Here is a 25,144-nt window from a genome sequence, read left to right on the forward strand (position 1 = left end):
CTCGGTTTCTGCTGTCAATTGACTTGAGATTTAGCCACCCAAAAGTCGATTCGACTTTCGCGGACTGCTCTGTTTTGTATTGTGCAGGGAGGGTGAAATGGTCAGCCAACAACGGATCGGTTGGGGCATCGCGGTTTTCTGCGCTATCGGGTGGGCCATGTCGAGCATCGACGCCCGATCGCCGCCGCCCGCCCCGCCCGCGGTCCCCGCGGCAACGACCACCGCGGCGCCTCAGGCACAGCCGAGCAACAACTCGATTGCCTATGCAAAGCCCGACGCGGTGGCTGCCCAGAAGCCCAACCCCGCCACGTTGGTTCGCTGGCTGTACACCACCAAAAAAGTCCGTGTCAGGGTCGCGCCGGACACCGGGTCGCGTATCGTCACCACGCTTCCGCTAGGCGACCTTGTCCAGACCAACGGTCAACAGGGAGACTGGTACAATGTGAAGGTCTCCGCACGGATCGGATGGATCCATGGCGACTACCTCAGCGAGGCGAAGCCGGTCGAGCTGACTTCGACCACACCGGTTGCGCCAGCGGCTGCACCAGATGACGGCACCGTTTCGGAGCATGCCTCGGGCGATCCTGTCAGAGACCCAGTGGTCGGCAGATGCGACTGCCCATACGACCTGATGCGCAATGGGCGTTTGTGCGGGGGCCGGAGCGCCTACAGCAGGCCTGGCGGCAGGAGCCCGGTGTGCTACTGGTAGGAAGGCTGCGCCGCCAGCAGCGACCGGTTGATCCACCCCAATGTGATCTCGTCCTTGCTGACCCGTGCCCAGCGACCGTTGATTTCGAGTACGGTCAGAGCGGTGCCCGCCGGCACCTGGCTCATCACGGCGCCGGCCATGGAAGGATCCGAACGAATATTCGCGGTCCTGGTCACGACTGCCGTTGGGAATTGCTCGCCTAGCGGCGGCTCGACAGATACCGAGGAGCCCAGATCGTTCCCCGATGACGCGCTTGGCGTGTGCTGATCACCAGCGGAGGTGGGCCAGCTATCGCCAACCGGAGCGTCCTGCTGAACCGGCGCTTTGGCCGCTTCCACAAATGGCGGCAGAATCGAAGGGCTGATGTCGCGGCTTGCCGGCGGCAGCGGTTTGGTCTGCCCTGGTTCCTGGCGGTCGGTTCGGGGTGCCAATGTCGAGTTTGGCGCGTCGCCAGGTTTTGTGTCGGAAGTCTGGACAACTAAGACCGCCCCCACACCGACGACGCCGATAACAAGCAGGGAGACTTGGGCCGCACGGCTCCCCCTGGCGGCGTGGTAGATCAGGGCCACGAGTGCAGCGAGCAATAAACCCAGAAAAAGAGCTGATTTGCCGCTGCGCTTGGAAGCATAGGACATACCCGAACCGGGAAGACCAACCGTGCTCTGAATGCCGCCACGGCCCATGTTCACCGTGGAGCCGGGCTTGCCAAAGGAGGCACTGCTGAGCCCTTTCCCGGTGACGTTCAGGCGAACGCCAGGAATAAGCCTCAATGACTTTCTGTATCTAAACCCCACTGCGCCCCCCGCGCGTACTTTGAAGCGAACATTAGCGTTGGGGCACTTGCGAAGCAACGTCCGTTTCATACCGACTCGAGGCCAAATAATCTATCGATTTGCAAGTTCGTTCGTGCCCTTGCCCGGCTTCGTCGCAATGGCCTTCACTTTGACCGGACCTTTATTCTTTGGCGTCCCGACGTCGATCTGCAGCACCGGAAGCGGTAAGTCCTGCTGCGCAAGATATGATTTGAGGGTATCCAGGAAACGCTCAATGTCTGGCAATACCTTGCGGCCTAGACGGATGATTTCATCGCCCTTTGGCTCTTTCGCGAATACAATGTTGATCTGTTCAACAGGAGAAACCGATCGGGGTGCTGTTCAGAGCGGTGCGCTCCTCGGGCATCAATTGATCGAGAAACTCATAGCCCTTCATCCGATCGACAAGCTCACGGCCAATCAGCACTTTTGCTCCCTCCCCGCCAGTCGAAGAGGTGACCAAGCAGGTACTTGTTGAGTTTCTCAAAATCCTCGGTTTGCCGGTAGGTCAACAGGAACCGCCCGACCACCGCCTGCCCGTTGCCACGCGATAGCACCGGTTTTGTTGGCTCCCCGATCCAGATGTTTGGCTTGTTCAAGGCCAGGTTTTGCAGCCTCCAATATTCCTTAAAAACCGGGTTATCGTCTATGTATTGTTGGTCGAACGGCTGCTTCTCCCATTCGGCCTTCACCTCCAAGAACGGACTGTTGTCGGCAATCCACTTCCGATGCTCGCCAAAGCGCGCGCAGACGCAGCGATGTAGTGCTGGACCGCCAGTTCATATAATCCCATCCCGGCGACTTTCGCGGCTACCGTCGTCCCCGTAGGCGACCTATTCGGCGGCAGCGACGAGTAGCGGTGAGGCAGCACGAAAACCGACGCGCTGAATTGCCGGCCCATCTGGCAACCAGATTGCTATGCAGTTTCCGGTTTTTGCGCCAAGCTGTGAGGACAATGAAAGCCTGCCTATGACAGACCGCGAAATCCACCTTTACCTCGATGATAGCGGCAGCCGCGAGCCAGACCGACAACCAAAGGAGAAGCGCCGGGACGAGATGGATTATTTCGCTCTGGGCGGCATCCTCATCAAGAAGGAAGACGTCGACGAGCTCTACACGCGCCACAAGGCCTTCTGCCAGAAGCACGGCATCACCTACCCGCTGCACTCCTGGGCGATACGGGGCGGCCGTGGCGACTTCGGCTGGCTGAAGAAGCCGGAGTCCGCTTTTGAATTCCTGGGCGATTTGCAGGAGATGCTGCTTACGCTGCCCGTGATCGGGATCGCCGCGGTCATCGACCGACCCGGCTACGTCGCCCGCTACCGGGACCGGTATCAGGACCGCCTGTGGTTTATGTGCAAAACGGCCTACTGCATCCTGATCGAGCGCGCCGCCAAATATGCCCGCAGCCAGGACCGCAAGCTGCGCGTGTTCTTTGAGCGGGCCGGCAAGGCCGAGGACCGCGACCTCATAGCCTACACGCGGATCCTGAAAACGCAGGGAATGCCGTTCGACGGTGCCAACTCCGCCAGCTACGGGTCGTTAACCGCCGAGGAGTTCATGGACATTGTGCGCGGTGAGCCGCGCGGTAGGACCAAAGCCACTCCGATGTTGCAGATCGCTGATCTCTACCTCTATCCGATGGCCAAGGGCGGCTATGACCCGTCCTACCGGCCCTACAGGGCCCTGATGGACCACAAGCGTCTCATCGACGCGCACCTGCCGCCCGAGGACCTGGCATCCTGCGGCATCAAATACAGCTGCTTTGAAAGGATAAAAAACAAAGACCCGGACTAGCCGGGCCTTCGTTTTGAAAAGTTCGGCTGGCGCCTGGCGCCAACCCCGGAGCGATGCTCACACGCAAAGTATGGGTATTGACGCTCTCTTTGTCAACACCCCCGGGTGAACCTCTGGTCGGGGGGCCCTATCTTATCGCTTGCGTATAGCACTCTTCGTCTAATCGACACTTCATATTATCAAGTCCTCTTCTTTGGGTGCAGCGCGGTTCCCCGGCCCGTGAATCCAGGGACATAGGCCGGGCGAACCTTGAAACACCCTCCCCCCGACTCAAGATTCACCCCTGAACCCCTTGCGCTTCGGCAACGACCACCGATATCTAAGGCTCAGTTGATCACCGGAGAGTCCAGATGGCCCAGCCAGAGACCGCCAAGGCAGACGTCGACAAGCTTCGCACCAACGAGAAGAAATGGACCAAGGCGCTCATGGCCACTGGCTGGAGCGCTTTCCCCAACATCATCATCGAAAAGCAGCAGGCTCTCGGCCTAGATGCGCTTGATATGAACATCATCATCCACCTGGTCCAGTACTGGTGGCTGCCCGACAACCTGCCCCACCCCTCGGTGGAGACGATCGCCAAGGCGATCGGGGTGACACCCCGCACCATTCAGAAACGCATTGCCGCCCTCGAGGCCCTTAAACTTCTTGGCCGGGAAGAACGGCGCAACACGCCCAATGGCAGCATGACGAACCGCTATCATTTCGATGGCCTGATCGAGGCCGCCAGGCCGTTTGCGTTGGAAAAGGCCGCCGAGATCAAGAAGGCGACCGAGGAAAGGTCAGACCGGTTGAAGCGCAAGAAGCCGCAACTGGTCGTCGACAACGATGCATAGGCAGATCGTGGCGTAGCTCAGAGGATAGAGCGCCTCGCTTTCGACCTGGGTGGTGCGTGACACCGCTATCTAGGGGCGAGGAGGTCGCAGGTTCAAGTCCTGCCGTCACGCCCATCGTTGTTCAACAGCACCTGGCCCCTTGCCTATGCGACTGGAAAGGTCGCAAGATTGCCAGCGTGAGATCGCATCTCCAGACGCCGATCTTGGCATTTTCCGCGGTAGTTGAACAGCGCCAGAAGCTGCATTTCAAGAAGCCACCGTGAGGCGTCCCAAGCGTGGAAAATGTCCATGTCGTAATTGAAGGGCGACGAATGCGTAACGCCGTTGCGAAATTCGGTCAGTAGCGAGAACCCGTCGCGGACCGGCTGCCCCTTCTTGGCTTTCAAGCGTTTGCCAAGCAGGTCGGATTGATCGGCCGGGTGCAGGCCCTGATTTTGTTCGGCAAGACTTACATTGCCCAACATCGAAACGCTCCACCCTCCCCGTGTCCCCAGAACATAGGCTGCGAGCGTTTCCAAGCCGGCCGCCGACATGATGACGGCCCGTCTCCACCGAATCGTAGCGAGAGAGGTTCGCTATCTTGTAGTACGCAAGGGCCCGCCCGACGCCGCGCTTGGCCTCCGGGGTCTTAAAGATGGTCATGTAGCTAGCAAACAGTCCCGGCAAGTCATCGGCCATCGCCCAATGAAACCACTTTTTCGGAGCCTCCAGCCTGTCGGCCCGGGTGAATCCAAGACATCGGAACCCGTTGCGAGCAGCGTTGCGGACCTCACCATACCCGACCCGGGTCCCTTTTATGAATCCAAGGAAGGAGCATAGCTGGCCGAGGAATTCATACAGTTTGGTGGCCTTCAGAGGTTTGCCATCCAGGGATCGAAGCAGCGCCCGATGTGAAATAGTGCGCAGCAACGACAGACGGACACCTCCGCCGCCCAACGCGAGGAAGTGATCGAATGGCTGCACGGTCACCGCAAGATTGCCGAACTCCAGCGTGATCCCGACCTTCTTCGGATGGATTGCCGGACCGCACAGAATCACGGCCTCCGCGAAGCCCTTGGATTTCCCCGCGAGATCCAGAGGCGAGAATCGCGACGTCGCCGAGAATTCTTCGTACCCCACAAATTGGTATTTATGGGAAAGCATCAGGAACTCGGCCGTCGTGCCACCTTCGAAGGTGACCTTGAGATCCTGATCAATCCTGACCATCCCAGGCCTAAGGGGTCCTGTCCATCTCAGCTGGAGGTCAAGGTGTTCATCGAGCCGCAGCGACACGTCCCTGAACTCACAGGGCTTGCCTTCGAGCTCGATGGCAACGACCGTGTCGGCCAGCTCAATGGGCCCATGCGCTTTGCCCTCATGGAAACGACCGAATGCTCTGCGCTCAAACCAGCCCCCCTGCCCCCGCTATGAGAAAAAGCCGCCGGGTCGCTCACGCCGTCCTCACCGGTCAGAAAACAGGCGGCGTTTGAGCCGTTCTGCCGAGGTCATTTCGGCTTCCTCGTCCACATCTTCCTCATCGGCGGCGACTGCGTCCCGCGACAACATGATGATCGCGTAACCTTGCCGTTGCAGAAGGACCTGCTCATAGAGCGGCGCGGGTTGGCGACCCCTTTCGACAGGGAGCCACACGCCGGCGTCAGTCTCGTCGATTTCACTGGGCACGCCCATCTCATGCTTCCGGCGATGTAGCAGCGAGTGTGCGGGAACCATGGCCCCGGTCGGGATTGCAAGTCGGGGAAACTTGAGCGTGTCGCGATAGTCGCGCAGCACCTTGCCGTTATGCGTCACCACTATAGAGACAAGTTCCTCGCGGAACTTGACGTACGCGCGGCCGGCCGCCTCCTTGCTAACGTGGTACTTCTTGGCGATAGACGACAGTTGGCGGATGTCAGGGTCTTTGCCGACCGCGACATCCATCCGGAACTTCGGGGGCGGCATCAGGAGCTGCGAGGCAAAGCGATTGGCCTCGACCTCCATTTTCAGGCGCCGGTCCGACTCCCCGCCCTTCAGCTCGCGCATGTCCTGCAACTTGCACAAGAAGCGGCCTTCCGCCGCGGGTACGTGCGACGGGATGAGAAAATGCCCAAGCTCGTGGGCGATGGTGAAGCGCCGCCGCTCCGGTGGGCTTGCCTCGTTGAAAAGAATCGATCCGTTGAACTTGTCGGGCGTGGTGATGAGCCCGCCTTCATAGCCTTGCGTCGTGAGCGGCACGATTTCGTGGATGTCCAGTCTCAGGCACAATTCCTCGATCGGCACCGGAATCGGCAGCTGCGGCTCGAGCTTCAGGATCTCGAGAACGAGGCGCTCGGGGCTGCCCGCGTCGGCAAGATCCATCCGCGTGATGTTCATGATTTTCGGCTCGCTTTCAGCCGCTCGGCAATGAGCGCTATGGTCTCGCGATCCTCAGGCTTCAGTTCGCTGAGGTTGCGATAAAGGGCAATCAGGTCAGGCTCTTCCTCTGGGGCCGTCGGATCTTCACCCACCAATTCAGCCACGCCAATCTTGTAATAGTCGGCAAGGCCCTTCAGCAGGACCAGCGACGGGTTCTTGCTGGCGCCGCGCTCGAGGTCCCAGATATGGGCCTTGGAAGCCCCTACCGCATCAGCGACCTCCTGCAAGGATTTCGCGTTCCTCACGCGCAGCTGCTTCAGTTTGACGGCCAATTCTACCATTCAGCCCTTCTCCACGAGTCATAGCGGCGCGCACGCTTGCGCGGCACTCCGTCTGATAAAGCATTACAACATCATACCGTGGGCATTGACGCAAGCCTTGCCGTAAGATATAGTTGTACGAGTTTGTAGCAAAGCGGCTTCAATGGAGACTTTCATGGGCAAAAATCAGCATGTGGTACCTCGTGACGGACAATGGGCGGTGCTCGGCGCCGGCAACAGCCGTCCAACGTCCCTTCACCCCACCCAGGCCGACGCCATCTCTTCGGCCCGGGACATCGCAATCAACCAGCACAGTGAAGTCGTGATCCACCGCCCCAACGGCCAGATCCGCGACTCCAACTCGTACGGCAACGACCCCTACCCTCCCAAGGGCTAACAGAAGGAAACACGCAATGACTGACAGCGCCGCCAAGAAGGACGATCACGACAAGACCATCACCATCGTGGTGAACGGCACCGCGCACCAGGTTCCGAAGAACCACGATCTGACCTACGCGGAAGTAGTGACGTATTTCGACCCGACCTACCCGCAGCATCCGCAGACGGTCTACTCTGTGACCTACACCCGCGGCGAAAAGCCCAAGGAAGGCACTTTGGCGCCCGGTTCCTCGGTCAAGGCGAAGAACGAGATGGAGTTCCATGTTATTCCAACTAGCGAGTCATAATGCCGACATCCAAAAGCTGATCGACCGGGGCTACGCGCTCCGGCTCGACAGCGATTACCTTGTCGTCAGGGACATCCCGTACCTCGACGCGGAGGGAAACCTGTGCTGGGGCGCGATTGTCAGCGTCATCAAGGACATTGACGGCACGCGGGTTCGGCCTGAGGACCATCAGGTCTTCTTTGCCGGCGGCGTGCCGTATGGCCTGGACGGCAAGCCGATACCTATGCTCGGCGGCGGTGCGGCCACCGTGACGCTGGCCAAGAACGACGTCGTGGTGCAGCGGTCGTTTTCCAACAAGCCGCCGGGCGGGCTGCCCGACTTCTTCGTCAAGGTCGAGCACTACCTGTCGATCCTCTCGGGGCCTGCCATTCACAAATACCCTGACGCCAACCCCTTCACGTTCAACGTCGACGAGGATGCCGGCCCCGAAAGTGTTTTCCTTTTCCGCGACACCCTGACCAGCCGTGCGTTGATCGGCGACCTTGCCGCGAAGTTTGCCCGTGAAGTGGTGGCCGTCATCGGATTGGGCGGCACCGGCGCCTATGTGCTGGACTTCCTCGTGAAGACCAATGTGCTTGAAATCAGGGGCTTCGATCCAAAGCCCTTCCACGTTCACAATGCGTTCCGCTCGCCCGGGCGGCTGCTGCGGGACGAGCTCGACAAGCCGAAGGCCGAAGTCTACCGGCAGCGCTACGAGAACTTCCGCAAGGGGCTGCATCTCGAGGCCAAAGCCATCGACGGCGACTGCGAGGCGGACTTCGCAGGCGTAACCTTCGCGTTCGTCTGCGTCGACAAGGGTACCGCACGGGCGGAAATCTTCGACCTCCTCATGCGTCTGGGCATTCCTTTCATCGATGTCGGAATGGGGCTGGTCCGCCAAAACGGCGCACTCGCCGGCATGGTCCGCACGACCACGTTCCTCCCTGAAAACGCCGCCGAAGTCCGCGGCAAGGGGCTGGTGCCCCTCACCGACCCGCCGGGCGACGAGTATCGGCTCAACATCCAGATCGCCGAACTCAACGCTCTCAATGCCAGCATCGCCATGTTGCGCTACAAGCAGCACTGTGGGTTTTACGCGCACGCGGTGCCGGCCTATCATTTGCTGATGAACACCGTCATGCCACACCTGTTTGCGGAGCCCGTCGAGTGACGGAACTCCGCCTCGAGAAGGTCCACTACGTTCCCGCGGAGCCGGAGGCCGGTATTTTGTACGTCTCCGACGAATACAAGATCGCCGTGCACCTGTGCGCCTGCGGTTGCGGCAGCAAGGTCCCGATTTCCCTCGGGCCGGCCGGGTGGAGCGTCAGGGAGCGCAATGGAAAGCCTACCGTCTGGCCCTCAATCGGCAACGGACAGCTGCCCTGCCGGTCTCATTACATCATCACTGACGGAAAGATCCATTGGGCGCCTTCCATGAGCGCTGCCCAGGCCGTGACCGCCTTGCAATACGACCACAGTCGGCGCGAAGCCTACTATCGGACGAGGTGGTGGATTCGGGTGTGGAAGACGGTTCTCGGATGGGTTGGCCTCGGCTAGCCGTTGCCATCAGTCAGGCGTAGGAATCGGCTACCACCAGTAATAAAGCAAAACCTGGGCATTGGCACAACGCCGCGATCCGTAGGTGGGCCATGAACAGGGCGACTAATCAAACATCGCCCTGGCAGGGCCGTCGCCCGGATCTGCGCTCCCAATAAAGCCGTGCGCCACAAGCCGGTCCAATCCCCCCGCCCGTTTTGCAACGTAAAGATTCACCACAGCCAGGGTTAGCCATGGCAAATGCCTTCTCATTGGGACAGAGCCGACCGTTTGCAACAGAACCGCCCAGATTCCAAAAAGCATCCCCTCTCTCAGGTACCAAACTCGATACCCTCGCTACTACCACCGCTTGCATCTTCCTCTTCGCCGTCAACCTCTCCGCTGGCAAACCCGACCGGAATATCCCCCGCCAGTAGCTTATCCTTCGACAGCAATCCGGCGTCCTCGAGCGCTTCGAAGTCCGGCAGCTCGCGCAGCGTGTCGAGCCCGAACTCCAACAGGAATTCTTTGGTCGTAACGTAGGTGTAGGGAGCGCCCGGCGTCGGACTGCGTGGGCCGGAGGCGATCAGCTTCTCGCCGCGCAAGTGGCCGATCAGGTCGCGCGAAACTTCTTTCCCAAAGAACGATGACAGTTCGGCGCGGGTGATCGGCTGGAAGTAGCCGATGCACATCAACACCAAAACCTCCGACTGCGTAAGGTCGGCCGTCTTCCCACTTCCACCTACAGCAGCGCGGATGGCGTCTGCATAGGCAGGCCGGGTCAAATGTTTCCAGCCGCCGGCGACCGAAACCAGATCGTAAGGGCGGCCGCGCAGCTCCTCGCGGATGTCGTCGATGAGAAGATCAATGCTGCAGCTTTTCCCGACGATGCGGGCGAGCATTTCGCGGTCGACCGGCTCGCTAGCGGCGAAGATCGTTGCTTCGACCCGGTGCATCCATTCACGCCAACGCGCTTCCGGCGGCAGATGATCCAGTTCCCGGTCAAACAGCTGGTCAGCTGATCGACGGTCATCTGGCCGGCTCCCCCCTCGCCTCCGTGCACTCTCCGCCATTGTCTTCACAGCCCGTAGATGCGGAAGGTGGCGCGGCCGGACAATTCACGCACGGCACCGAGCTCGACCAGCCGGTCGAACAGGCGGCGCAGGCCGCGATCGCTCATGCCGGCGATTTGTTCCGAGGCGACGATCGCGTCGTCAGAGAGCAGCTTTTCCACGACGACGTCCGCCGCCTTGGCCCTGAGTTTCGGCGCAACCGCAAGCAGCCGGTCCGCGCGGCGCTCAAGTTCGGCGAAAAGATCAATGGCGCGCAGCGCAGCGCGCGCCTGCGCGGCCAGCAGGCTTTTGGCCCAACCGGCTTCCGTTTCGGAGCCGGCAGCCAGAGCGGCAGTCACTGGTCGACGCGCCCGGCCCGTACCCACAACTAAGGTCGCTTCGGCGCCCAACAAAGGGATTGCATGTGTCCAGCCTAGCCGCTGCGCGAGCAAGACATCGGCAAGCCAGGCTCCGAGAACGCGCCGGAAGCCGCAACGCTCCGCGGCCGTGAAGGCCCCGACCAGCGTTTCGACCGTGCCGGTGTTGGCGGCAAGCTGTCGCAGATCGTCCCTCAGATCGCTGACCGCCTCATCGTTGAGCGTAAGACCTAGATCTTCCAGCACCGCCGCGACATTTTTCTCCGTCAGCAGATCGTCTGCTGGCCGAGATGCCAGCCGCCGCCAAGCAAGAAGGAAAAGGCCGGCGGGACCGACATTGTCGCCCGGTCTTGTGAGCAATACGGCATCGCGCAAGGCCGCTTCGTCCTCGACGCGGCCGGCCTGCTTTGCCGTTAGCGCGGCAGCGACAAGCGCTAGGCGCTGCCGCCAGGCGCCGGCCCACCGCTCCTGCCGCCGAACCACCGCATCGAGTGCGCCGACGGCGGCGCCGGCAACGAGCGCCACGTCCTCAATATCTTTTCCTGCACCGCTTTGCGCATCGGGGATGGCCCGGCGCAACCAGGCCGGCACCGTCGCCATGGGTGCGATCGAAGGGGTGCCGCCGAGCACGCCATGGCGAGACAGAGAGGGTCTGGGTCGCAGAATCATCGCAAGCACGATGAATCACGGCGGCGCTTTTAGCAATCTATTTGCTCAGAAAGCGCTGCGCCTGTCGCGCATATCAAACGAACGATAATGTTGCATTATCGTTCGTTATCGAGAAACATGCTCAGAGATGGCCTGCAGCCCGCAAATCCGCCGCGAACGTCGCCAGATGGATCGCCAGCCGAAGCGGCTGACCTGGCGGCTGGCCTTCTAGCCGCTCGGCGCCGAAGGAGGCGTACCAATCGGCCGCGCGTTCGCTCTTGGCGTCGATGATAAAAAGGATACCGCCGCCCTCCGTCACCAGCCGCAGACACCGCCTGGCCGCGGCCGCCGGCAGCTGACCGCCCAGCCCCTGCCCCGCTACCGACCTGTCGGTGGCGATGCGGGACAGCAGAAAACCCGGCACATCGTGACGGGCCAGCCCCTTGGTCATGCGCGCCGGCACGGCTGCATGGTCAACGGCCGCTGGCGCGATGGAATAGAATCCAAGGATTCGCCCGGGCCGTCCCGTCTCTATCGCACAGTAGGTCTTGGCGGCGTTCTGCTCGTGACTCTGGCGCGCATAGCGAGCCAGAAACAGGTTCATGTCCGCGTCGCCGCAATCGAAGCCGCTGCGGTCGTGCGCCTTCGAGATCGGCTCCTCGTGCCAGGCCGGAAGGCTCATCGATCACGCGGCAAGGCGGCGATCGCGGCGCGCAGCTTTTCGTTCGGCGGAGGCGGGTTGTCCAGCAGCTCCAGAATGCGCAGGAAATCTCGCTCCGAAACCTCTATCTTCTCGGCGTTCCTGATCACCGCTTCGGCCTCGCGCAACGCCGCGCGGGTAACGAACTCCGTCAAATCGGCATGCACGAGCGCGGCCGCCCGCATCAGCGTCGCCTTCTGCTGCGCCGCTACCCGCAGGTTCATCCGCTCATTCGCTTCAATCGCTGCCCGAGGCATAAATCCTTATTCCCTCCCTGGCTATTTTCATTGGAGTTGATGGTCGCAGTATAGCTGGATCACGGCTCGCCGGCAATTGTATGTGTCTTAAAGGCGTACATAGAACATAGACCATGTTCAACGAAAATGAAAGCCGTTGAACATCATACCGACCGCCGCGATCTGACCAGGGCCTATTTCGGGGCTGACGTTCCAGCCAATCGTCTCCGACATGATATATTGCGAATCATAGTTGAGGATCCGCGAGTTGCCCGAACAAGATGACCTGCCTGATATCGTGGAGATCGTCCACGCCATGGGCCGAGATACCGCTGAAGAGTCAAATGCGCGGTTGACGGCCGCCAGGAATGATCCCTCCCCTGCCCTGCCGGAGCAAAATCCTGTCGACCGGCTGCGCTTTCCCGGCCACCTCGAGCACCTCGCCGATCGCGCCCGCGACTATGTCGAGGCGGCGAGTTCCGCCAATACCCGCCGCGCCTATAGCTCGGACTGGAAGCATTTTGCCGGCTGGTGCCGGCGCCAGGTCGTCGAGATGTTTCCGCCTGATCCGCAGGTCGTCGGCCTCTACATCACCGCTTGCGCCTCCGGCAAGGCGACCGGCGACAAGAAACCTAACGCGGTGTCGACGATCGAACGCCGGCTTTCCTCCCTGACCTGGAACTATGCGCAGCGCGGCCAGCCGCTCGACCGCAAGGACCGGCATATCGCCACCGTTATGGCCGGTATCCGCAACACCCATGCGTCCCCTCCCCGGCAGAAGGAAGCGATCCTGCCCAAGGATTTGCTTGCCATGCTGGAGACGCTTCCCCGCGGCACCCTACGCGGTTTGCGCGACCGTGCTATGCTGTTGCTCGGCTTCGCAGGCGGCCTGCGCCGCTCGGAAATCGTCGGCCTCGACGTGGCCAGGGATCAAACCGAGGATAGTCGTGGCTGGGTCGAGATCCTTGAAAAAGGGCTGCTCGTCACCCTGCGCGGTAAGACCGGCTGGCGTGAGGTCGAAATCGGTCGCGGCTCGTCCGACGCCACCTGCCCGGTGGTGGCGCTGGAGACTTGGCTGAAGCTTGCCCGCGTCGCCCACGGCCCGCTGTTTCGACGCGTGACCGGCCAAGGCAAGGCAGTGGGAACAGATCGGTTGAACGATCAGGAGGTCGCCCGTCTCGTCAAGCGTGCGGCACTCGCCGCCGGCGTACGCGGCGACCTGTCGGAAGGCGAGCGTGGCCGAAAGTTTTCCGGCCATTCGCTGCGCGCAGGCCTCGCTTCCTCCGCCGAAGTTGATGAACGCTATGTGCAGAAGCAGCTTGGCCACGCCTCGGCGGAGATGACACGCCGTTACCAACGCCGGCGAGACCGTTTTCGCGTCAATCTCACCAAGGCGTCGGGACTGTAGAGGACGGTGCCACTCCCCTGAAATCTGGCGTACCTCTTCCAGATTCGGGCGTGCGTGCGAATAGCTTAGGCTGCCCGCGATCTCGCGAGTCCGTCCTTGCAAATCAGGAATTGCACTCCATAATTGAGGATGATTAAGCGCCGGATCGGAACGCAACTCGCCTAGCTTATAAACGTCCCAGCGCTACCAGCACGAAGACGAGTTGGTGATCCTCGATGAGGTCCATCGGCTGCCAAACCTTTTCCAAAATCTTCGTGGCTTGATCGACCGCGGTCGCCGCAGCGGGAAGAAGACCGGGCGCTTTCTGCTGCTGGGGTCCGCTTCCATCGATCTCCTCAGGCAGACTGGGGAGACGCTTGCCGGCCGTATCGCCTATCTTGAAATGCATCCGATTGATGGACTGGAGGTGCGGACCGAACATCTGAACCCTTTTGGGTGTGCGGAGGCTTTCCCGACAGCTTTCTGGCGGCAAGCGACCGCGCCAGTCAGCGGTGGCGGCAGGACTTCATCCGCACCTACCTCGAACGCGATATCCCGCTGCTCGGGCTCGGGCCTCGCATTCCGGCCGAAACGCTGCGCCGCTTCTGGACCATGCTGGCACATCATCAATCCAGCCTCCTCAACGCTGCCGACTTCGCCAGGGCCCTCGGAGTCGATGGCAAGACAATTGCCTCGTACTTCGCCTGCTGCTCGATCTGCTGCTGGTGCGAAGGCTCGAGCCGCGGCATGCCAATGTCGGAAAACGTCTGGTCAAGTCGCCGCGGGTTCACGTGCGCGACAGCGGCATTTCACATACGCTGCTTGGACTGACAACCCTTGAGGACATCCTCGCTCATCCCGCGGTCGGCGCCAGCTGGGAGGGTTTTGTCATCGAGACATTGATTGCGGTCGCACCGTCCGGCACAGAAGCCAATTTCTATCCACATCCGCCGGGGCCGAGATCGACCTCGTGACCCCTCCAGGCAGCCGCCCTTGGGCGATAGAAATCAACCGCAACCTGACGCCAAAAGTGGAGAAGGGCTTTCATCTGGCGTGCGAAAACGTAAATCCGAGCCGTCGCCTCGTGGTCTATCCGGGAGCAGAGCGCTTTCCGTTGAAACATGACGTCGAGGCGGTTCCGCTTCATATCCTTGCGAAAACGCTGGCCGACCTTGGCGGATAGGCGTTTCGCCCGGCCCTCTGTCTTTTACCACCGGCACCCGGCACACAGGCACGGCGTATCACTCTTTCGCTGGCCCGCTTAGCCCTTCTCAAAGCAAGTCGCAGCCTGGAGTGCGCGATGCTCGCTGGAAACAGAGCGAGACTGGCCAGCCAAAAAATTGGTAGTTTCACGCCAGTGCTCTGTGAGAGCCGCCATTGCCGCTAACTGCCCCGGTGTGAGATGGGCAGCGCCGGGACCTGAATCTTCTCATGTCCCATGATCTCGATGGCTTGACATGGATCGCCCCACACCGCCCCAGCTTTGGAGGGGTTTATCGCGACGGGCGAATTGGAGGCTCCTGCTGCTGCCGGACGAGAACCTCAAGACTGAGTTTTCTTGTCCGCTGACAAAATCAGCAAATTGGGTAGCGTATTCAATCCCTTGAGGCAGTTTATACTGGTTTTGCCGCGCGGTATCCGATTGGAGGGCGTTTAACCTGTTGTTAACTTAAAACTTCTTGCCGGCACGAGCGAATCGGACATAATGACGGTTGCTTGGCAACATTCCGCCAAAAATCGTTTTTAGAGAGTCTTGATCGAATGAACGTGAGTTCGCCCGTTCCCGCGAAAAGTCCTTTGCTGTTCGAGAAACGCATCCTCGAACAAGGGGAGCAGATATCAAAAAAGTTGCACCTTCTCTCGATGCAGCGGTTTCCTCCCCATGCCAAGAAGAATCTGCGTCCTTTTTCGTTGGCGGAGGTAGCGACGTATCTCGGTGTTTCTCAGAGCCATCTAAAAAAACTACATCTAGAAGGTAAAGGGCCGGTACCTGAAACCTCGTCTTCTGGGAGACGGTCCTACGCGGCCGGGCAGATGATCGAGCTACGCCAATACCTTGACCAACACGGGCGATCCGATGCCCGCATGTATGTTCCCCATCGTCGATCCGGCGAGAAACTTCAAATACTAGCTGTGGTTAATTTCAAAGGAGGTAGCGGCAAAACAACGACAGCAGCTCATCTCGCCCAGTATCTCGCTCTGACGGGACACCGTGTATTGGCTGTCGACCTCGATCCCCAGGCGTCGCTGTCTTCACTGCACGGGTTCCAGCCAGAACTCGACCAGACGAAATCGCTCTACGATGCGATCCGCTACGACGACGAGAAGGTCTCTCTCTCGGAAATTATCAGGCCAACAAATTTCCCAGGACTGGATATCGTCCCGGCGAACCTTGAGCTGCAGGAATTCGAATACGATACGCCTTTGGCAATGACGGACAGGACGTCTAACGTGGGAAGGGCCTTCTTCACGCGCATCTCGACGGCATTGGAGGAGGTCGACGCCCTGTATGATGTCGTTGTTATCGATTGCCCACCGCAACTGGGGTATTTGACAATTACGGCGTTGACCGCGGCAACGTCGGTCTTGATAACCATTCATCCGCAGATGCTCGACGTCATGTCGATGGGCCAATTCCTGTTGATGCTCGGGAATATTCTGGAGCCGATCCGGGCAGCGGGCGCCGAGGTGAACTTGGAGTGGTATCGCTATCTTATAACGCGATACGAGCCGACGGATCAGCCCCAGGCGCAGATGGTAGCGTTCCTCCACACGCTTTTTGGTGAGTTCATCCTGAAGAACCAGATGCTGAAATCCACGGCGATTTCTGATGCGGGGATTACCAAGCAGAGCCTCTACGAAGTCGAAAAAAACGTGATGACGCGTTCCACATACGAGCGAGCAATGGATGCACTCGATCTCGTAAACGGAGAAATCGCCACGTTGATACATAAAGCATGGGGGCGCTGACTTGTCCGCTGACAAAAGGGGACTTTTGCACTGTGCTTTCAACAGACTAGGTTGTATCCGGAGGTAGACTAAGATGGCGCGTAAGAATCTTCTTTCCGGCCTCGCAGAGACGGAGACAGACGAGCAACAGACATCTAGCTCAACCGCGGCCTATCCGATTCGCGGTGCCTCGAAATCCATGATCCGCTCCGTTAACGAATTGGCAAAGCAGGCGGATGCGTACCTTGAAGGTGAGCATGTAGTCGAACTCGACCCGAACGCTATTGACGGCTCGTTCGTTTCCGATCGCATGGATGACGACAGAGAACAATATCAGGAACTATTGGAAGCGATTCAGGAGAGGGGTCAGGATTCCCCCATTCTTGTGCGCCCCCATCCGAGCATCGAAGGCCGCTTCATGATCGTCTTTGGGCATCGGAGGGTCCGGGTGGCCCGAGATCTCCGACGGAAGGTTAGGGCGGTCATCAAGGACATTGACGATAAGGCTCATGTCATTGCTCAGGGCCAGGAGAATTCTGCCCGAGCAAATCTTAGTTTTATCGAGAAGGCGACGTTCGCAAAGCGTCTCGAGGAGTTGAATTACGACAGAGATGTCATCTCGTCGGCATTGGCAGCGAACGCCGCCGCCGTCTCAAAGATGGTGTCGGTTGCTACCCGGATCCCGCCATCTGTCATAAGCAAAATTGGATCAGCTCCATCTATAGGCCGCGAGCGCTGGGTTGAGCTATCTCTGCTCGTCGGCAAGAGATCGGACATAGTCGATGAAATCCTCTCAGAACCCGAGTTCAGTGGGCTGGAGAGTAACCGACGCTTTGAACAGTTGTTCATGGCGCTCAACGCAAAGGAAAAGCGCGTCCGTAAGGCCGGTGTGAAGCCCGTTGCACAATCGTGGGCACCGGATGACAGGTCAGTTAGCGTCAGCGTCCAAAGAGCAGGGAAGGCCGTCACGATCGCCGTAAAGGAGACGGACGGCAGCCGCTTTGGAACTTGGATCTCTGACAATCTGCAAGGTCTCTATGAGGCTTTCAGAAAGTCGGGGAAAACAGCAACAGGAGACTAAAACCGCAAAAGAAAAAGGCCCCCGAACGTCGCCGTCGCGGAAGCCCTTCTCGTAGATCGCACTTCGAGAATCTCATTTCCGCGAATCACTGTCAAGAGACATAGCGTCGGTTTTCGGCGAGCGGATTTCTTTTGCCTTATTGAAAGGTGAGGGAAATGGAGAGTGGATACGCGACGACGCCCTTTGGGCCGCGGCCGATGACGCTTGCCTTGGTGAAGGCGAACACGGCAGCACGAGAGATTCCTGAAGGAGCTCTTGTCGAAAAATGGCAGGTCTATCGCTGGCTGTGCGAAGGCAAGACTGCCGTGGGTGTGGGAGACCGCGCCCTGGCCGTGCTGAGCGGGCTCTTGTCTTTCTATCCGGACGACCAAATCAGCGAGGAAAATGGCCTGATGGTCTTTCCCTCAAATGCGCAGCTGTCGCTTCGCACACACGGCATGCCCAGTTCCACATTGCGGCGACACTTGGCCGAGCTGGTGAGTTGCGGCCTGGTTATCCGCCGTGACAGTCCAAACGGGAAAAGGTTCGCCCGGAAGGGAAGGGGTGGTGCGATCGAGGAAGCCTTCGGGTTCTCGCTGGCGCCGCTGCTGGCGCGGGCAGTTGAGTTTCAGCATGCTGCCGAAAAGGTACGGGCCGACAGCAAGGCGCTCAGGTTAATGAGGGAGCGGATTACGCTCCATCGTCGCGATATCTACAAACTGGTCGAGGCTGCGATCGAGGAGGGTGTTCCTGGCGACTGGGGAGCCGTCTGGAGGCGCTTTAGAGCCGTTGTGGATGCAATCCCGCGCAGGGCAGGGCTCCCCGAGCTGGAGGCAATTGTTGCGGACCTGACAACGCTTCATGATGAAGTGGATATCATGCTGGAAAACTTCACAAATTCCACGAATCCTAGCGCCAATGAGTCCCAAAATGAGCGGCAGCAATCTGATTCAAACACAGAATCCATTTTTGTATTTGAACCAGCTTTCGAAAAAAGCAGGGCGGCGGTCGAGCCAAGGCAGGGAACCGATGAGAAGCTGAAAAGCTATCCGATAGGGCTGGTGCTGAAAGCGTGCCCCGAAATTTCAGACTATGCGGTGCAGGGGATCGGAAACTGGCGCGATTTGATGATTACCGCGGCCCAGGTGAGAGGCTACCTTGGTATTTCGCCCTCGGCATACGAGGAAGCTTGCCATGAAATGGGCCAGGAGGTCGCCGCCATTGTGATTGCCTGCATCTTGCAGCGCGCCCAGCATATCAACTCGGCTGGCGGTTATCTGCGGGTTTTGACCGAAAAGGCGAGGGCAGGGCAGTTTTCCGTCGGACCGATGCTGATGGCGGCGCTGAAGGCGAATGGCTTGACGGCGAGGATGGCCGGATGAGAAATGTGGGCGCCCTGTTCTTGACGACCATGTTAGGCGGTAGTTTTGACGCGCCTACGATGATAGATACGCACAGAGCGTCCATCACATCGGCCGAGGGTTTTCCTGCCCAGAGAGGGGAGGGGGGCCGGGGCGTATCCTCTTCGGTCAATTCCTTAGCCCGCGTAGGTTTTCGGGCTGCAGGATTCAGCGATCCATGGTCTGGGAGACTCTATCCAAGATTCGAAAGGATTATCATTCGTTTTGGCGTGCCGACGGGCTGTGCGTTTTGGCGCGAAAAGCATGGCACAAAGCGCACGTTGGCTTTACCCTCGAAATCATGATTCGCCTCGATCCCGCGACCGCCAGCTCCGCCGCACCGCCGGCCGTTCCGGCCTGGGCGCTAGCGCACGCGCGCGACGCCAGCGACGCCGACGCCGCCTTCCATGCCGGCGCGGCCTTGGCCACCCTCGACACGCTCGCCCGCGCGCAGCCGGCCTGGGCCGGCGTTTGGCGGCAACGATTGGCGCTCAATTGCGCCGCCGCCGGCATGCGGCTCGCCGGCCGCGCCGAGGACGCGGCCGCCTTGCGCGACGCCTGGTACCTGCGCCAGGCCGGGGCCGACCCCGGACCCGCCGGCTCCATCTTCGGCGCCTGGCGGCAGTTGGCCGGACAGCCGCCCGTCGCTACCCCTGACCGGCTCGAAAAGATACTCGACCAACTTGGCCTCCATTGGGAGGTCAAGACGCTGGCCGCGCTTTGTGAACACATCGACGACATGGCGCGCTCGGGGCGGCCGGCGCCGTTCGCCGCCGCTGCGATCGCCGCTCACGTCGTCGCCATCCGTCCCGATGCGGAGCTTTTGGCCTGGTGGCTCGCCGACCTGGTACTAGCGCAAAGCCTGCGCTGGCCGCGACCGCTGCCGCTCCTGATGGCGCAAGCCTTTGGTCCGGCTTTTCGTGCCGAGGCCGGCGGCAAGCGCATCCGGCCGGCGGAGAGAGATTTTGAGCGCGCGGTCTGCGTGGCGTTTGTTCAGGCGGCGGCGCAGGCCTGCCGGCTGGCCACCGAGCTGTCGCGCCGCGCCGCAAAACTCCTGGCGGTGGCGCCGAAATTGCGCGCCAAGGGTGCCGGCGAGGTGGTCTTCCTGCTGCTCAACGAAGACGCCGTCTCTGGATCGCTGACGACGAAGAATCTGTCGCGCTTTGCATCCCGGCGGCTGTTCGAGCGGCTGCAGCACCTGGAGGCCGTGCGCGAGCTCTCCGACCGTCCCACCTTCCGGCTGTTTGGACTCTAGCGATGAGCGAAGCCTCTGCCCGGCACAAGACGAACGATCAGCCGGCGCTGCTTGACACCGAGCTCGATCACCTGCCGCCAGAGCTGCGCTGGCGCGAATGGATGGGCCGCGTCGAAGCGGTCATTTTTTCCGCCAGCGAACCGGTAACACGTAGTGTCCTCGCGCGGGTGGTGGGAAGAAACTGCAATATTGAGCTGATCATCGATGACATCCGTGCCGAGCTCGCAGGGCGCCCCTACGAGCTGGTGTCCGTCGCCGGCGGCTGGCAGCACCGGACTAAAAAGGCCTTTGGAGACATCATTCACGCCGCATTTGGCACAGCCGGGAAGGGGACAAAAGAACTGTCGCAGTCGGAGGCGCTCGTGCTGATGTGCATTGCCTATTTCCAACCGATCACGCGTGGCGAACTGTCGTCCTTTTTCGGCAAGGAGGTGTCGCGCGATCTGATCGGTGTGCTACGCGTACAGGACCTCATCGCCTCGGGGCCGCGCAGCCCGCAGCCGGGCGCGCCTTACACCTATGTGACGACCAAGAATTTTCTGTCGCAGTTCGGGCTCGACACGCTGCGCCAGCTGCCAGATTTCGAGGCGCTCGAGGATGCCGGACTGCTATCAAAGGAAAAGCTGTTGGCGGGCGATATTCCAACCGGCCTGGCGGGCGGAGAGGGCGACTACGACAAAGAGGCAGAGGACGAGGTGGTTGACGACCCTCTGTCTTGAATGGTCGTTGCGCGTCGCACCCTTGACCGCAGCCGGCAAGTCATGGCCACGAAGACCGGTTTTCTGCGGCAGCCGATGATCGGGTTCATGGTCCGCAACATGATTACCTTTCGACAAGGTTGTGCTGTCGTGAACACTCCTGTCGGCTGGCACGGTGCGGAAGGCGCTGAAAGCGTCGAGGCAGGGCGCGCGCGAACTGGTCGGCGCGCGCCAGCCTGCTAGTTTACGGGCCGGGGGAGTTCCCGGGCGTGGGGGCTCATTTAGGGCCACAAAAAAGAAGAGGGCAATCGTACGCTAGAGGCGAAAAGGGTTGGGGTTGCCGCTGCCGCTCCGTCGCGAGCTATCGGCGTAAATTTGGCTTGTCCGCCCTAACATAAAGGTTCGGCGCCGCCCCAACATCAATGAGCTCGATCCCAGATCCAGACCTGCCGCGCACAATCGAGAGAGCACCGCAATCGTCGCGGTCCTGTTCGACCGCCCCAACAAGCCCTTCGATGAAGGCGACCTGCTGGTGCGCTTCAAGTTCCGCCCAGAAGCCGTCTGTCGCAACCAGCAGTGGCCGGTCGTCGAGTTGGATCGAATTCAGATCCGGAGCAATGAAGCGCTTCGAGCGGAAGCTACGCGTGAGCCTGTGCCGCGCGGGGTCCTTCGCGACACTCTCGATCGCTACGGGCAGCAGCGGGTTGGCGAGCGTATGCGGCTGCATCAGCCATGCGATCCGTCGATCCTCCTTTAGTCGGCCTACGAGGCAATCGCCTGCATGCAACACCAAGGCTGGGCCCGTCTCTTCAAGGTGCAGAAGGCAGTAGCTGGCGGAATCGGTGCGAAAGTCTGTCGCGAGCGTCGCATGGGTCATGCGAAGCTGGGCGATCGCGATGTTGGCGGTCACCTCTTCAGTCCCAGCTACGAACCAGTCGACCATACGACGTTGGCCGAACCTGACGTCGATCCATCGAGAACGGTGGCCAGGACGGCGTCGCCGCGGATGCCTATGCCTGCATGGTCTCGGTTGTCGGCCGTCCGCGTTCCCTGGCGGCGATGCCACTGGATTTGCAAGGTCATGTCAGCGCGCTTCGAGGGTGCTGATCGCGACCAGCCGCTGGTAAACGATGTCGACACGGCCCGCCGGTCCGCGAATGTTTCCCTCAAGGAAATGGTCGAAGTTCGGATCGTCGAGTAGCGCCGCAATCTGTTTGGCGATGTAGACCCGGATTTCCGGCTCTGCTCTCGCGATCTCCTCGACGAGCTCTTCCCGCCCGTCGACCAGAAGGAGAATGTCCTCGGCGTCTCGGCTGCCGATGAGGTCGCCTTCGCCTCGTCCGCGGTAAGCCTCCAACTTGGTCGCGACAAACAGCTCCGGAGTAAGGCGCCGGATCTTCAGCGCCTCCTCCAGCTCTTCTGGTACGGCCGTCTCGATCCCTTTTGCGTACCAGCGATTGCTGAAGCCCAGGATCGCCTTGTCGTCCGGCATGAAGTCTACCTTGAGCTCGCCAAGCTTCATGCGGCAGATGACGGTGTCATCAACCGCTTCGGTGAAGCCGCGTGCGCGCAAGCGCTCCGTCAGCTCGACCCATTCTGCAAAGCCAGCGAGATCGACGATCAGGTCGACATCGTCGGTCGCTCTCACCCCTTCGAGAACGATGGGGTCGGTGATGTAGAGCGCGGTCGTGCAGCCGCCGACGAAGACCAGACGCGCGCGTAACTCCTCGCCAAGCGCCTCGGCGACGGTCTTCAGCATCGCTTTCAACTGACCCTGGACTGTCATTCCAGCCTCTGTGCGAGCAGGTCGGCGGCGTGCTTGCTTTCGCGCTGATTACCGATGCGGATCGCGTCGATGAGGGCGAGATAGGCATAGAGCCGCTTATCTTTCTCGCAGGCCTCCGGCACGCTTTTGAAGAGCGGATCGACCGATTGACCCATGTCTTTTGCGTGCGCGTACGGCCAGACGCAGATGAGATTGCCGGCGCTGTGCAGGGATTCCCGCAGCACAGGGGCGGCGAACGCCGTCGGCAACCCGCGCTGCATGGCGCCAGGTCTCGCCGGAAAGACGAATTTCAGACCGTGGACGATGAACTCGCGCAGATGGCGCCGGCTCGGTTTGGTCCGACCTGTCTTCCTATCCTTGATCGCGAGGCCCGACACGATGCTGCGCTTGAGCGAAGCGCTGATCTCGGTCTTGCTGATTCCGAGTGCTGCTTCGAGAGCGCGCACGGAATAGGGATCCTCGCCCGCGGCTAGCCCGGCCGGTGGAGATTCATGACCGATATCCTTTGCGTCGTCCTCCAAGCTCGCCAGCTTGAACAGGACGACAACATCCTGGCTCTTCATCATGAGCGACGTCCTCTGTCCTCGGACAGAGGACACTAAGCACAGCGCAGCCCGCTGTCAACGACCACGCCTGTGAAGCGGGTTGAGCGGGCGGTACAGCAGCGCAACCGTAGTCCTTAAGCTTTGTCCTCAGTCCCGGGACGGTGGACAAGCATGGGATTGGCGGAGCACACCAGCATAGCGGCTCATGCTCCGTTCCGAGACTGCGCCGATTACCAAGAACGGCGGTCCTGTCGCCTCACACGACGGCGTACTTCCTTCCCCGCAATTCGAAAGCTCGCATTCCGCCTTCCATTGTTTCGGTTATGGCTTCCCTGACTGCGGGAGTTTCAATCGCCCCATCCTCTTCAATCGCAATTTGAGCTGCTCTTACAGCCTCCGTGGCGTTCGGCTCGACACTCGGCACCAGAGCCACAACCTTGTCGGCGTCGCCATTTACGACGAAATTCGGGTTGTGGGTGGCGAAGATTAGTTGACGCTTGCGTTTGGTGGTCTGCAGCAGCTTGGCGATTGCCATGATCACTCGGTTATCGAGGTCATCTTCTGGCTGGGTCGATTATGAGCGTTCCTGCTTCCTGGTGCAGGAGCAGCGTGAGCAGCGCCGAGGCCTGCTGTCCCGGCGATGCACGTTCAAACGGCATGTAGCTCCCTCGGTCTCTGTAGTCGAAGCGAATGAAAGGCGACGCCCACGCTGACAAGAATTTGCCGAGGCGATCATCGTCCAACCGCCCCAGCACGAGGCGCGCCTGGTTGTCGGTCAGCCAAGTGAGCACTGCCTTCAGCTCAGTGATATCATTTGGATCGACTTCATTCCCGTGACCACGCAGGACCTGTCCATGCCTGATTCGTTGCAAGCGGTGGACAAGCTCCTCCCATCCTTGACGCCCGTTACGGGCTGCGGTTTCGACGAGCTCCCGGCAGCGGACCTCTACTTCGCGGATGCCACAACGTTCGCAAAGCTCCATCAGAGCGTCCACGAAGCGACGCGGGATTGTCTCCTCCTCCACATGGGCGCGAAGCACTCCGGTGGACATCTCGATTACGTGATCCGATGCCTCGTTGAGGATTTCTCGCATCGTTGTCAGCCTCGTTCCGAGCAGCGTCCTCGCCTCTGCAAGCCTGACCTCGACCCCGACCAGTTTGGACATGGCCGTTTTGGCGTCCTGCAGGCTTCTCTCAGCGACCTGCTGTTCTTCTCCGAGCTGACGGAACTCTGCAAGCAGCGTTGTCAGATGTGATTGCGCCAAGCTCGCGACAGCGTATTGCTCGTTGAATTTGGCTTGGTCGGTGCCGAATTCGCCCTGATGCCGCGCGAGCTCCTCAAGCGCCATCGCAAGCGCTTCCGTGATTTCGTCAATGGCGCCGCGAATCCGGTCGTTCAACCGCATGATGACTTGCCGTGCGTTATTGACGGACGAGGTCTCGACATGGCTTTCCCACCCTTCCATTGGAATCTCCTTCAGAAGGTTTGCCTGGTCGAGCGTTGCCTGGACCAGTTTCACGGCGGTCTGGAACGAGGCCAAGGTTCGATTATAGATCGGCTGCTGGTCGAGAACGGCCTGCTGCTCGGCACTCAGACCGCCCTGTTCAAGACGGCTCCGGATCGACTCAAGTCGCCTCGCCAAGTCGGCAGAAGCAGATTCGGCGCGGTTGAACGCAGCTTGCGCCGCCCAACTTTGGACGACCTGCTGGAAGGCCGCCCGGATCGCGCGTTCCGCCTCGTCGATATCCTGTTCTGCCTTGCGCCGGCGATCGACACTTTCTGCCGCCGCTATGCCAGTTATCTGTTCATCGGCGGTCTCTGGCCGCCTCACCATCGTCGACAGCTGTTTTTGAGAAAATGCGCGGGCGCGAAATCGTTCCTGCGCTACACTGATGGGGAGGTCGCGGGCCTGTCCGTCCAAACACACGTTATCATGGTCTGCTTGTCGAGCGTCCGCCGCCACGTCTCGACGACGCCATTGCGGTCGAGGTCGACCTCGACGAACCCCCCTATCAACGTCGAGGTGATCATGTCGCGTTCGCGACTG

General features: G+C 60.4%; 29 protein-coding genes, 1 tRNA gene and 2 pseudogenes. 18 read left to right on the forward strand and 14 right to left on the reverse strand.

Going from position 1 to position 25,144, the window contains the following annotated elements; all coding sequences use genetic code 11:
• The first annotated feature begins 97 nt into the window (after positions 1-97).
• A complete protein-coding gene (locus tag AC0ZT5_RS24425; RefSeq protein WP_488498515.1) occupies positions 98-709 on the forward strand; it encodes an SH3 domain-containing protein in 612 nt (203 codons plus the stop codon).
• Here the strand turns inward: AC0ZT5_RS24425 and AC0ZT5_RS24430 are convergent.
• A complete protein-coding gene (locus tag AC0ZT5_RS24430) occupies positions 700-1,572 on the reverse strand; it encodes a DUF4236 domain-containing protein (protein ID WP_488498516.1) in 873 nt (290 codons plus the stop codon). The two genes, AC0ZT5_RS24425 and AC0ZT5_RS24430, sit on opposite strands and share 10 nt — an antisense overlap.
• 359 nt (positions 1,573-1,931) lie before the next feature.
• Positions 1,932-2,219: a hypothetical protein gene (locus tag AC0ZT5_RS24435; RefSeq protein WP_488498517.1), complete on the reverse strand. Its 288-nt coding sequence runs from the start codon at positions 2,217-2,219 to the stop codon at positions 1,932-1,934.
• Between the two features lie 271 nt (positions 2,220-2,490).
• Between AC0ZT5_RS24435 and AC0ZT5_RS24440 the strand changes: the two genes are divergently transcribed.
• The 3 genes from AC0ZT5_RS24440 (at position 2,491) to AC0ZT5_RS24450 (ending at position 4,265) form a co-directional block, all read left to right on the forward strand.
• Entirely contained in the window at positions 2,491-3,318 is an 828-nt protein-coding gene (locus AC0ZT5_RS24440) for a DUF3800 domain-containing protein (protein ID WP_488498518.1), read from the forward strand.
• 350 nt (positions 3,319-3,668) lie between these two features.
• Positions 3,669-4,151 carry a helix-turn-helix domain-containing protein gene (locus tag AC0ZT5_RS24445; RefSeq protein ID WP_488498519.1) on the forward strand — a complete coding sequence of 161 codons (483 nt, stop codon included), beginning with the start codon at positions 3,669-3,671 and terminating at the stop codon, positions 4,149-4,151.
• 6 nt (positions 4,152-4,157) lie between these two features.
• A tRNA-OTHER gene (locus tag AC0ZT5_RS24450) sits at positions 4,158-4,265 on the forward strand.
• 29 nt (positions 4,266-4,294) lie between these two features.
• On the opposite strand, the gene AC0ZT5_RS24455 is transcribed toward AC0ZT5_RS24450, so the two are convergent.
• A complete protein-coding gene (locus AC0ZT5_RS24455) occupies positions 4,295-4,684 on the reverse strand; it encodes a hypothetical protein (protein ID WP_488498520.1) in 390 nt (129 codons plus the stop codon).
• A gap of 412 nt (positions 4,685-5,096) precedes the next feature.
• Between AC0ZT5_RS24455 and AC0ZT5_RS24460 the strand changes: the two genes are divergently transcribed.
• Positions 5,097-5,561, forward strand: a complete 465-nt coding sequence (locus AC0ZT5_RS24460) for a hypothetical protein (protein ID WP_488498521.1) — start codon at positions 5,097-5,099, stop codon at positions 5,559-5,561.
• A gap of 30 nt (positions 5,562-5,591) precedes the next feature.
• Here the strand turns inward: AC0ZT5_RS24460 and AC0ZT5_RS24465 are convergent, their stop codons facing one another.
• On the reverse strand, positions 5,592-6,500 hold the full coding sequence (locus tag AC0ZT5_RS24465) for an ImmA/IrrE family metallo-endopeptidase (RefSeq protein WP_488498522.1): 909 nt from the start codon (positions 6,498-6,500) through the stop codon (positions 5,592-5,594).
• Positions 6,497-6,823: a helix-turn-helix domain-containing protein gene (locus AC0ZT5_RS24470; protein ID WP_337093097.1), complete on the reverse strand. Its 327-nt coding sequence runs from the start codon at positions 6,821-6,823 to the stop codon at positions 6,497-6,499. The genes AC0ZT5_RS24465 and AC0ZT5_RS24470 overlap by 4 nt, the downstream gene beginning before the upstream one ends.
• A gap of 154 nt (positions 6,824-6,977) precedes the next feature.
• Here AC0ZT5_RS24470 and AC0ZT5_RS24475 point away from each other — a divergent pair, with 154 nt between their 5' ends.
• The 4 genes from AC0ZT5_RS24475 to AC0ZT5_RS24490 are packed head-to-tail and all read left to right on the forward strand — an operon-like array spanning position 6,978 to position 9,024.
• A complete protein-coding gene (locus tag AC0ZT5_RS24475; protein ID WP_488498523.1) occupies positions 6,978-7,199 on the forward strand; it encodes a DUF2188 domain-containing protein in 222 nt (73 codons plus the stop codon).
• 16 nt (positions 7,200-7,215) lie between these two features.
• Positions 7,216-7,488 carry a multiubiquitin domain-containing protein gene (locus AC0ZT5_RS24480; RefSeq protein ID WP_488498524.1) on the forward strand — a complete coding sequence of 91 codons (273 nt, stop codon included), beginning with the start codon at positions 7,216-7,218 and terminating at the stop codon, positions 7,486-7,488.
• On the forward strand, positions 7,463-8,638 hold the full coding sequence (locus AC0ZT5_RS24485) for a ThiF family adenylyltransferase (RefSeq protein ID WP_488498525.1): 1,176 nt from the start codon (positions 7,463-7,465) through the stop codon (positions 8,636-8,638). The genes AC0ZT5_RS24480 and AC0ZT5_RS24485 overlap by 26 nt, the downstream gene beginning before the upstream one ends.
• Positions 8,635-9,024: a ubiquitination-like system serine protease family protein gene (locus tag AC0ZT5_RS24490; protein ID WP_488498526.1), complete on the forward strand. Its 390-nt coding sequence runs from the start codon at positions 8,635-8,637 to the stop codon at positions 9,022-9,024. Before AC0ZT5_RS24485 ends, AC0ZT5_RS24490 begins: the two co-directional genes overlap by 4 nt.
• A gap of 311 nt (positions 9,025-9,335) precedes the next feature.
• Here the strand turns inward: AC0ZT5_RS24490 and scpB (AC0ZT5_RS24495) are convergent, their stop codons facing one another.
• From scpB (AC0ZT5_RS24495) to AC0ZT5_RS24510, 4 genes are all read right to left on the reverse strand, one after another.
• Positions 9,336-10,076 carry an SMC-Scp complex subunit ScpB gene (scpB, locus tag AC0ZT5_RS24495; protein ID WP_488498527.1) on the reverse strand — a complete coding sequence of 247 codons (741 nt, stop codon included), beginning with the start codon at positions 10,074-10,076 and terminating at the stop codon, positions 9,336-9,338.
• Between the two features lie 5 nt (positions 10,077-10,081).
• Positions 10,082-11,032 (reverse strand): DUF1403 family protein, encoded by a 951-nt coding sequence (locus AC0ZT5_RS24500; protein ID WP_488498528.1) that lies wholly within the window; start codon positions 11,030-11,032, stop codon positions 10,082-10,084.
• Positions 11,033-11,222: 190 nt separating this feature from the next.
• Entirely contained in the window at positions 11,223-11,762 is a 540-nt protein-coding gene (locus AC0ZT5_RS24505; RefSeq protein ID WP_488498529.1) for a GNAT family N-acetyltransferase, read from the reverse strand.
• Positions 11,759-12,037 carry a type II toxin-antitoxin system TacA family antitoxin gene (locus tag AC0ZT5_RS24510; RefSeq protein WP_488480691.1) on the reverse strand — a complete coding sequence of 93 codons (279 nt, stop codon included), beginning with the start codon at positions 12,035-12,037 and terminating at the stop codon, positions 11,759-11,761. Before AC0ZT5_RS24510 ends, AC0ZT5_RS24505 begins: the two co-directional genes overlap by 4 nt.
• Before the next feature lie 295 nt (positions 12,038-12,332).
• Between AC0ZT5_RS24510 and AC0ZT5_RS24515 the strand changes: the two genes are divergently transcribed.
• The 9 genes and pseudogenes from AC0ZT5_RS24515 (at position 12,333) to scpB (AC0ZT5_RS24555) (ending at position 20,786) form a co-directional block, all read left to right on the forward strand.
• Positions 12,333-13,424 carry a site-specific integrase gene (locus tag AC0ZT5_RS24515; protein ID WP_488498541.1) on the forward strand — a complete coding sequence of 364 codons (1,092 nt, stop codon included), beginning with the start codon at positions 12,333-12,335 and terminating at the stop codon, positions 13,422-13,424.
• 205 nt (positions 13,425-13,629) lie between these two features.
• Positions 13,630-13,761, forward strand: a pseudogene (locus AC0ZT5_RS24520) (ATPase); the annotation flags it as partial.
• Between the two features lie 98 nt (positions 13,762-13,859).
• A pseudogene (locus AC0ZT5_RS24525) lies at positions 13,860-14,377 on the forward strand (ATP-binding protein).
• Complete coding sequence (locus AC0ZT5_RS24530) at positions 14,374-14,586, forward strand: hypothetical protein (RefSeq protein ID WP_488498530.1); 213 nt, start codon at positions 14,374-14,376, stop codon at positions 14,584-14,586. Before AC0ZT5_RS24525 ends, AC0ZT5_RS24530 begins: the two are co-directional and overlap by 4 nt.
• A 578-nt stretch (positions 14,587-15,164) precedes the next feature.
• The gene (gene repA, locus AC0ZT5_RS24535) at positions 15,165-16,373 is read left to right on the forward strand and encodes a plasmid partitioning protein RepA (RefSeq protein WP_488480742.1); all 1,209 of its coding nucleotides are present in this window, start codon (positions 15,165-15,167) and stop codon (positions 16,371-16,373) included.
• Positions 16,374-16,446: 73 nt separating this feature from the next.
• Positions 16,447-17,433, forward strand: coding sequence for a plasmid partitioning protein RepB (repB, locus tag AC0ZT5_RS24540; protein ID WP_488498531.1), 987 nt, complete (start codon positions 16,447-16,449; stop codon positions 17,431-17,433).
• Between the two features lie 155 nt (positions 17,434-17,588).
• Complete coding sequence (repC, locus tag AC0ZT5_RS24545) at positions 17,589-18,794, forward strand: plasmid replication protein RepC (RefSeq protein WP_488498532.1); 1,206 nt, start codon at positions 17,589-17,591, stop codon at positions 18,792-18,794.
• A gap of 319 nt (positions 18,795-19,113) precedes the next feature.
• Positions 19,114-20,067 (forward strand): DUF1403 family protein, encoded by a 954-nt coding sequence (locus AC0ZT5_RS24550; protein WP_488498533.1) that lies wholly within the window; start codon positions 19,114-19,116, stop codon positions 20,065-20,067.
• Between the two features lie 2 nt (positions 20,068-20,069).
• Positions 20,070-20,786, forward strand: a complete 717-nt coding sequence (gene scpB, locus AC0ZT5_RS24555) for an SMC-Scp complex subunit ScpB (protein ID WP_488480686.1) — start codon at positions 20,070-20,072, stop codon at positions 20,784-20,786.
• Positions 20,787-21,126: 340 nt separating this feature from the next.
• Here the strand turns inward: scpB (AC0ZT5_RS24555) and AC0ZT5_RS24560 are convergent, their stop codons facing one another.
• From AC0ZT5_RS24560 to AC0ZT5_RS24580, 5 genes are all read right to left on the reverse strand, one after another.
• Positions 21,127-21,675 carry a hypothetical protein gene (locus AC0ZT5_RS24560; protein WP_488480685.1) on the reverse strand — a complete coding sequence of 183 codons (549 nt, stop codon included), beginning with the start codon at positions 21,673-21,675 and terminating at the stop codon, positions 21,127-21,129.
• A gap of 174 nt (positions 21,676-21,849) precedes the next feature.
• A complete protein-coding gene (locus AC0ZT5_RS24565) occupies positions 21,850-22,551 on the reverse strand; it encodes a hypothetical protein (RefSeq protein WP_488498534.1) in 702 nt (233 codons plus the stop codon).
• Positions 22,548-23,117, reverse strand: a complete 570-nt coding sequence (locus AC0ZT5_RS24570; protein WP_488480683.1) for a hypothetical protein — start codon at positions 23,115-23,117, stop codon at positions 22,548-22,550. Before AC0ZT5_RS24570 ends, AC0ZT5_RS24565 begins: the two co-directional genes overlap by 4 nt.
• Before the next feature lie 235 nt (positions 23,118-23,352).
• The gene (locus AC0ZT5_RS24575; RefSeq protein WP_488498535.1) at positions 23,353-23,631 is read right to left on the reverse strand and encodes a hypothetical protein; all 279 of its coding nucleotides are present in this window, start codon (positions 23,629-23,631) and stop codon (positions 23,353-23,355) included.
• Between the two features lie 19 nt (positions 23,632-23,650).
• Positions 23,651-25,018 carry a hypothetical protein gene (locus tag AC0ZT5_RS24580; RefSeq protein WP_488498536.1) on the reverse strand — a complete coding sequence of 456 codons (1,368 nt, stop codon included), beginning with the start codon at positions 25,016-25,018 and terminating at the stop codon, positions 23,651-23,653.
• Positions 25,019-25,144: the final 126 nt, after the last annotated feature.

This window comes from Mesorhizobium sp. CNPSo 4670 (genome assembly GCF_057784235.1).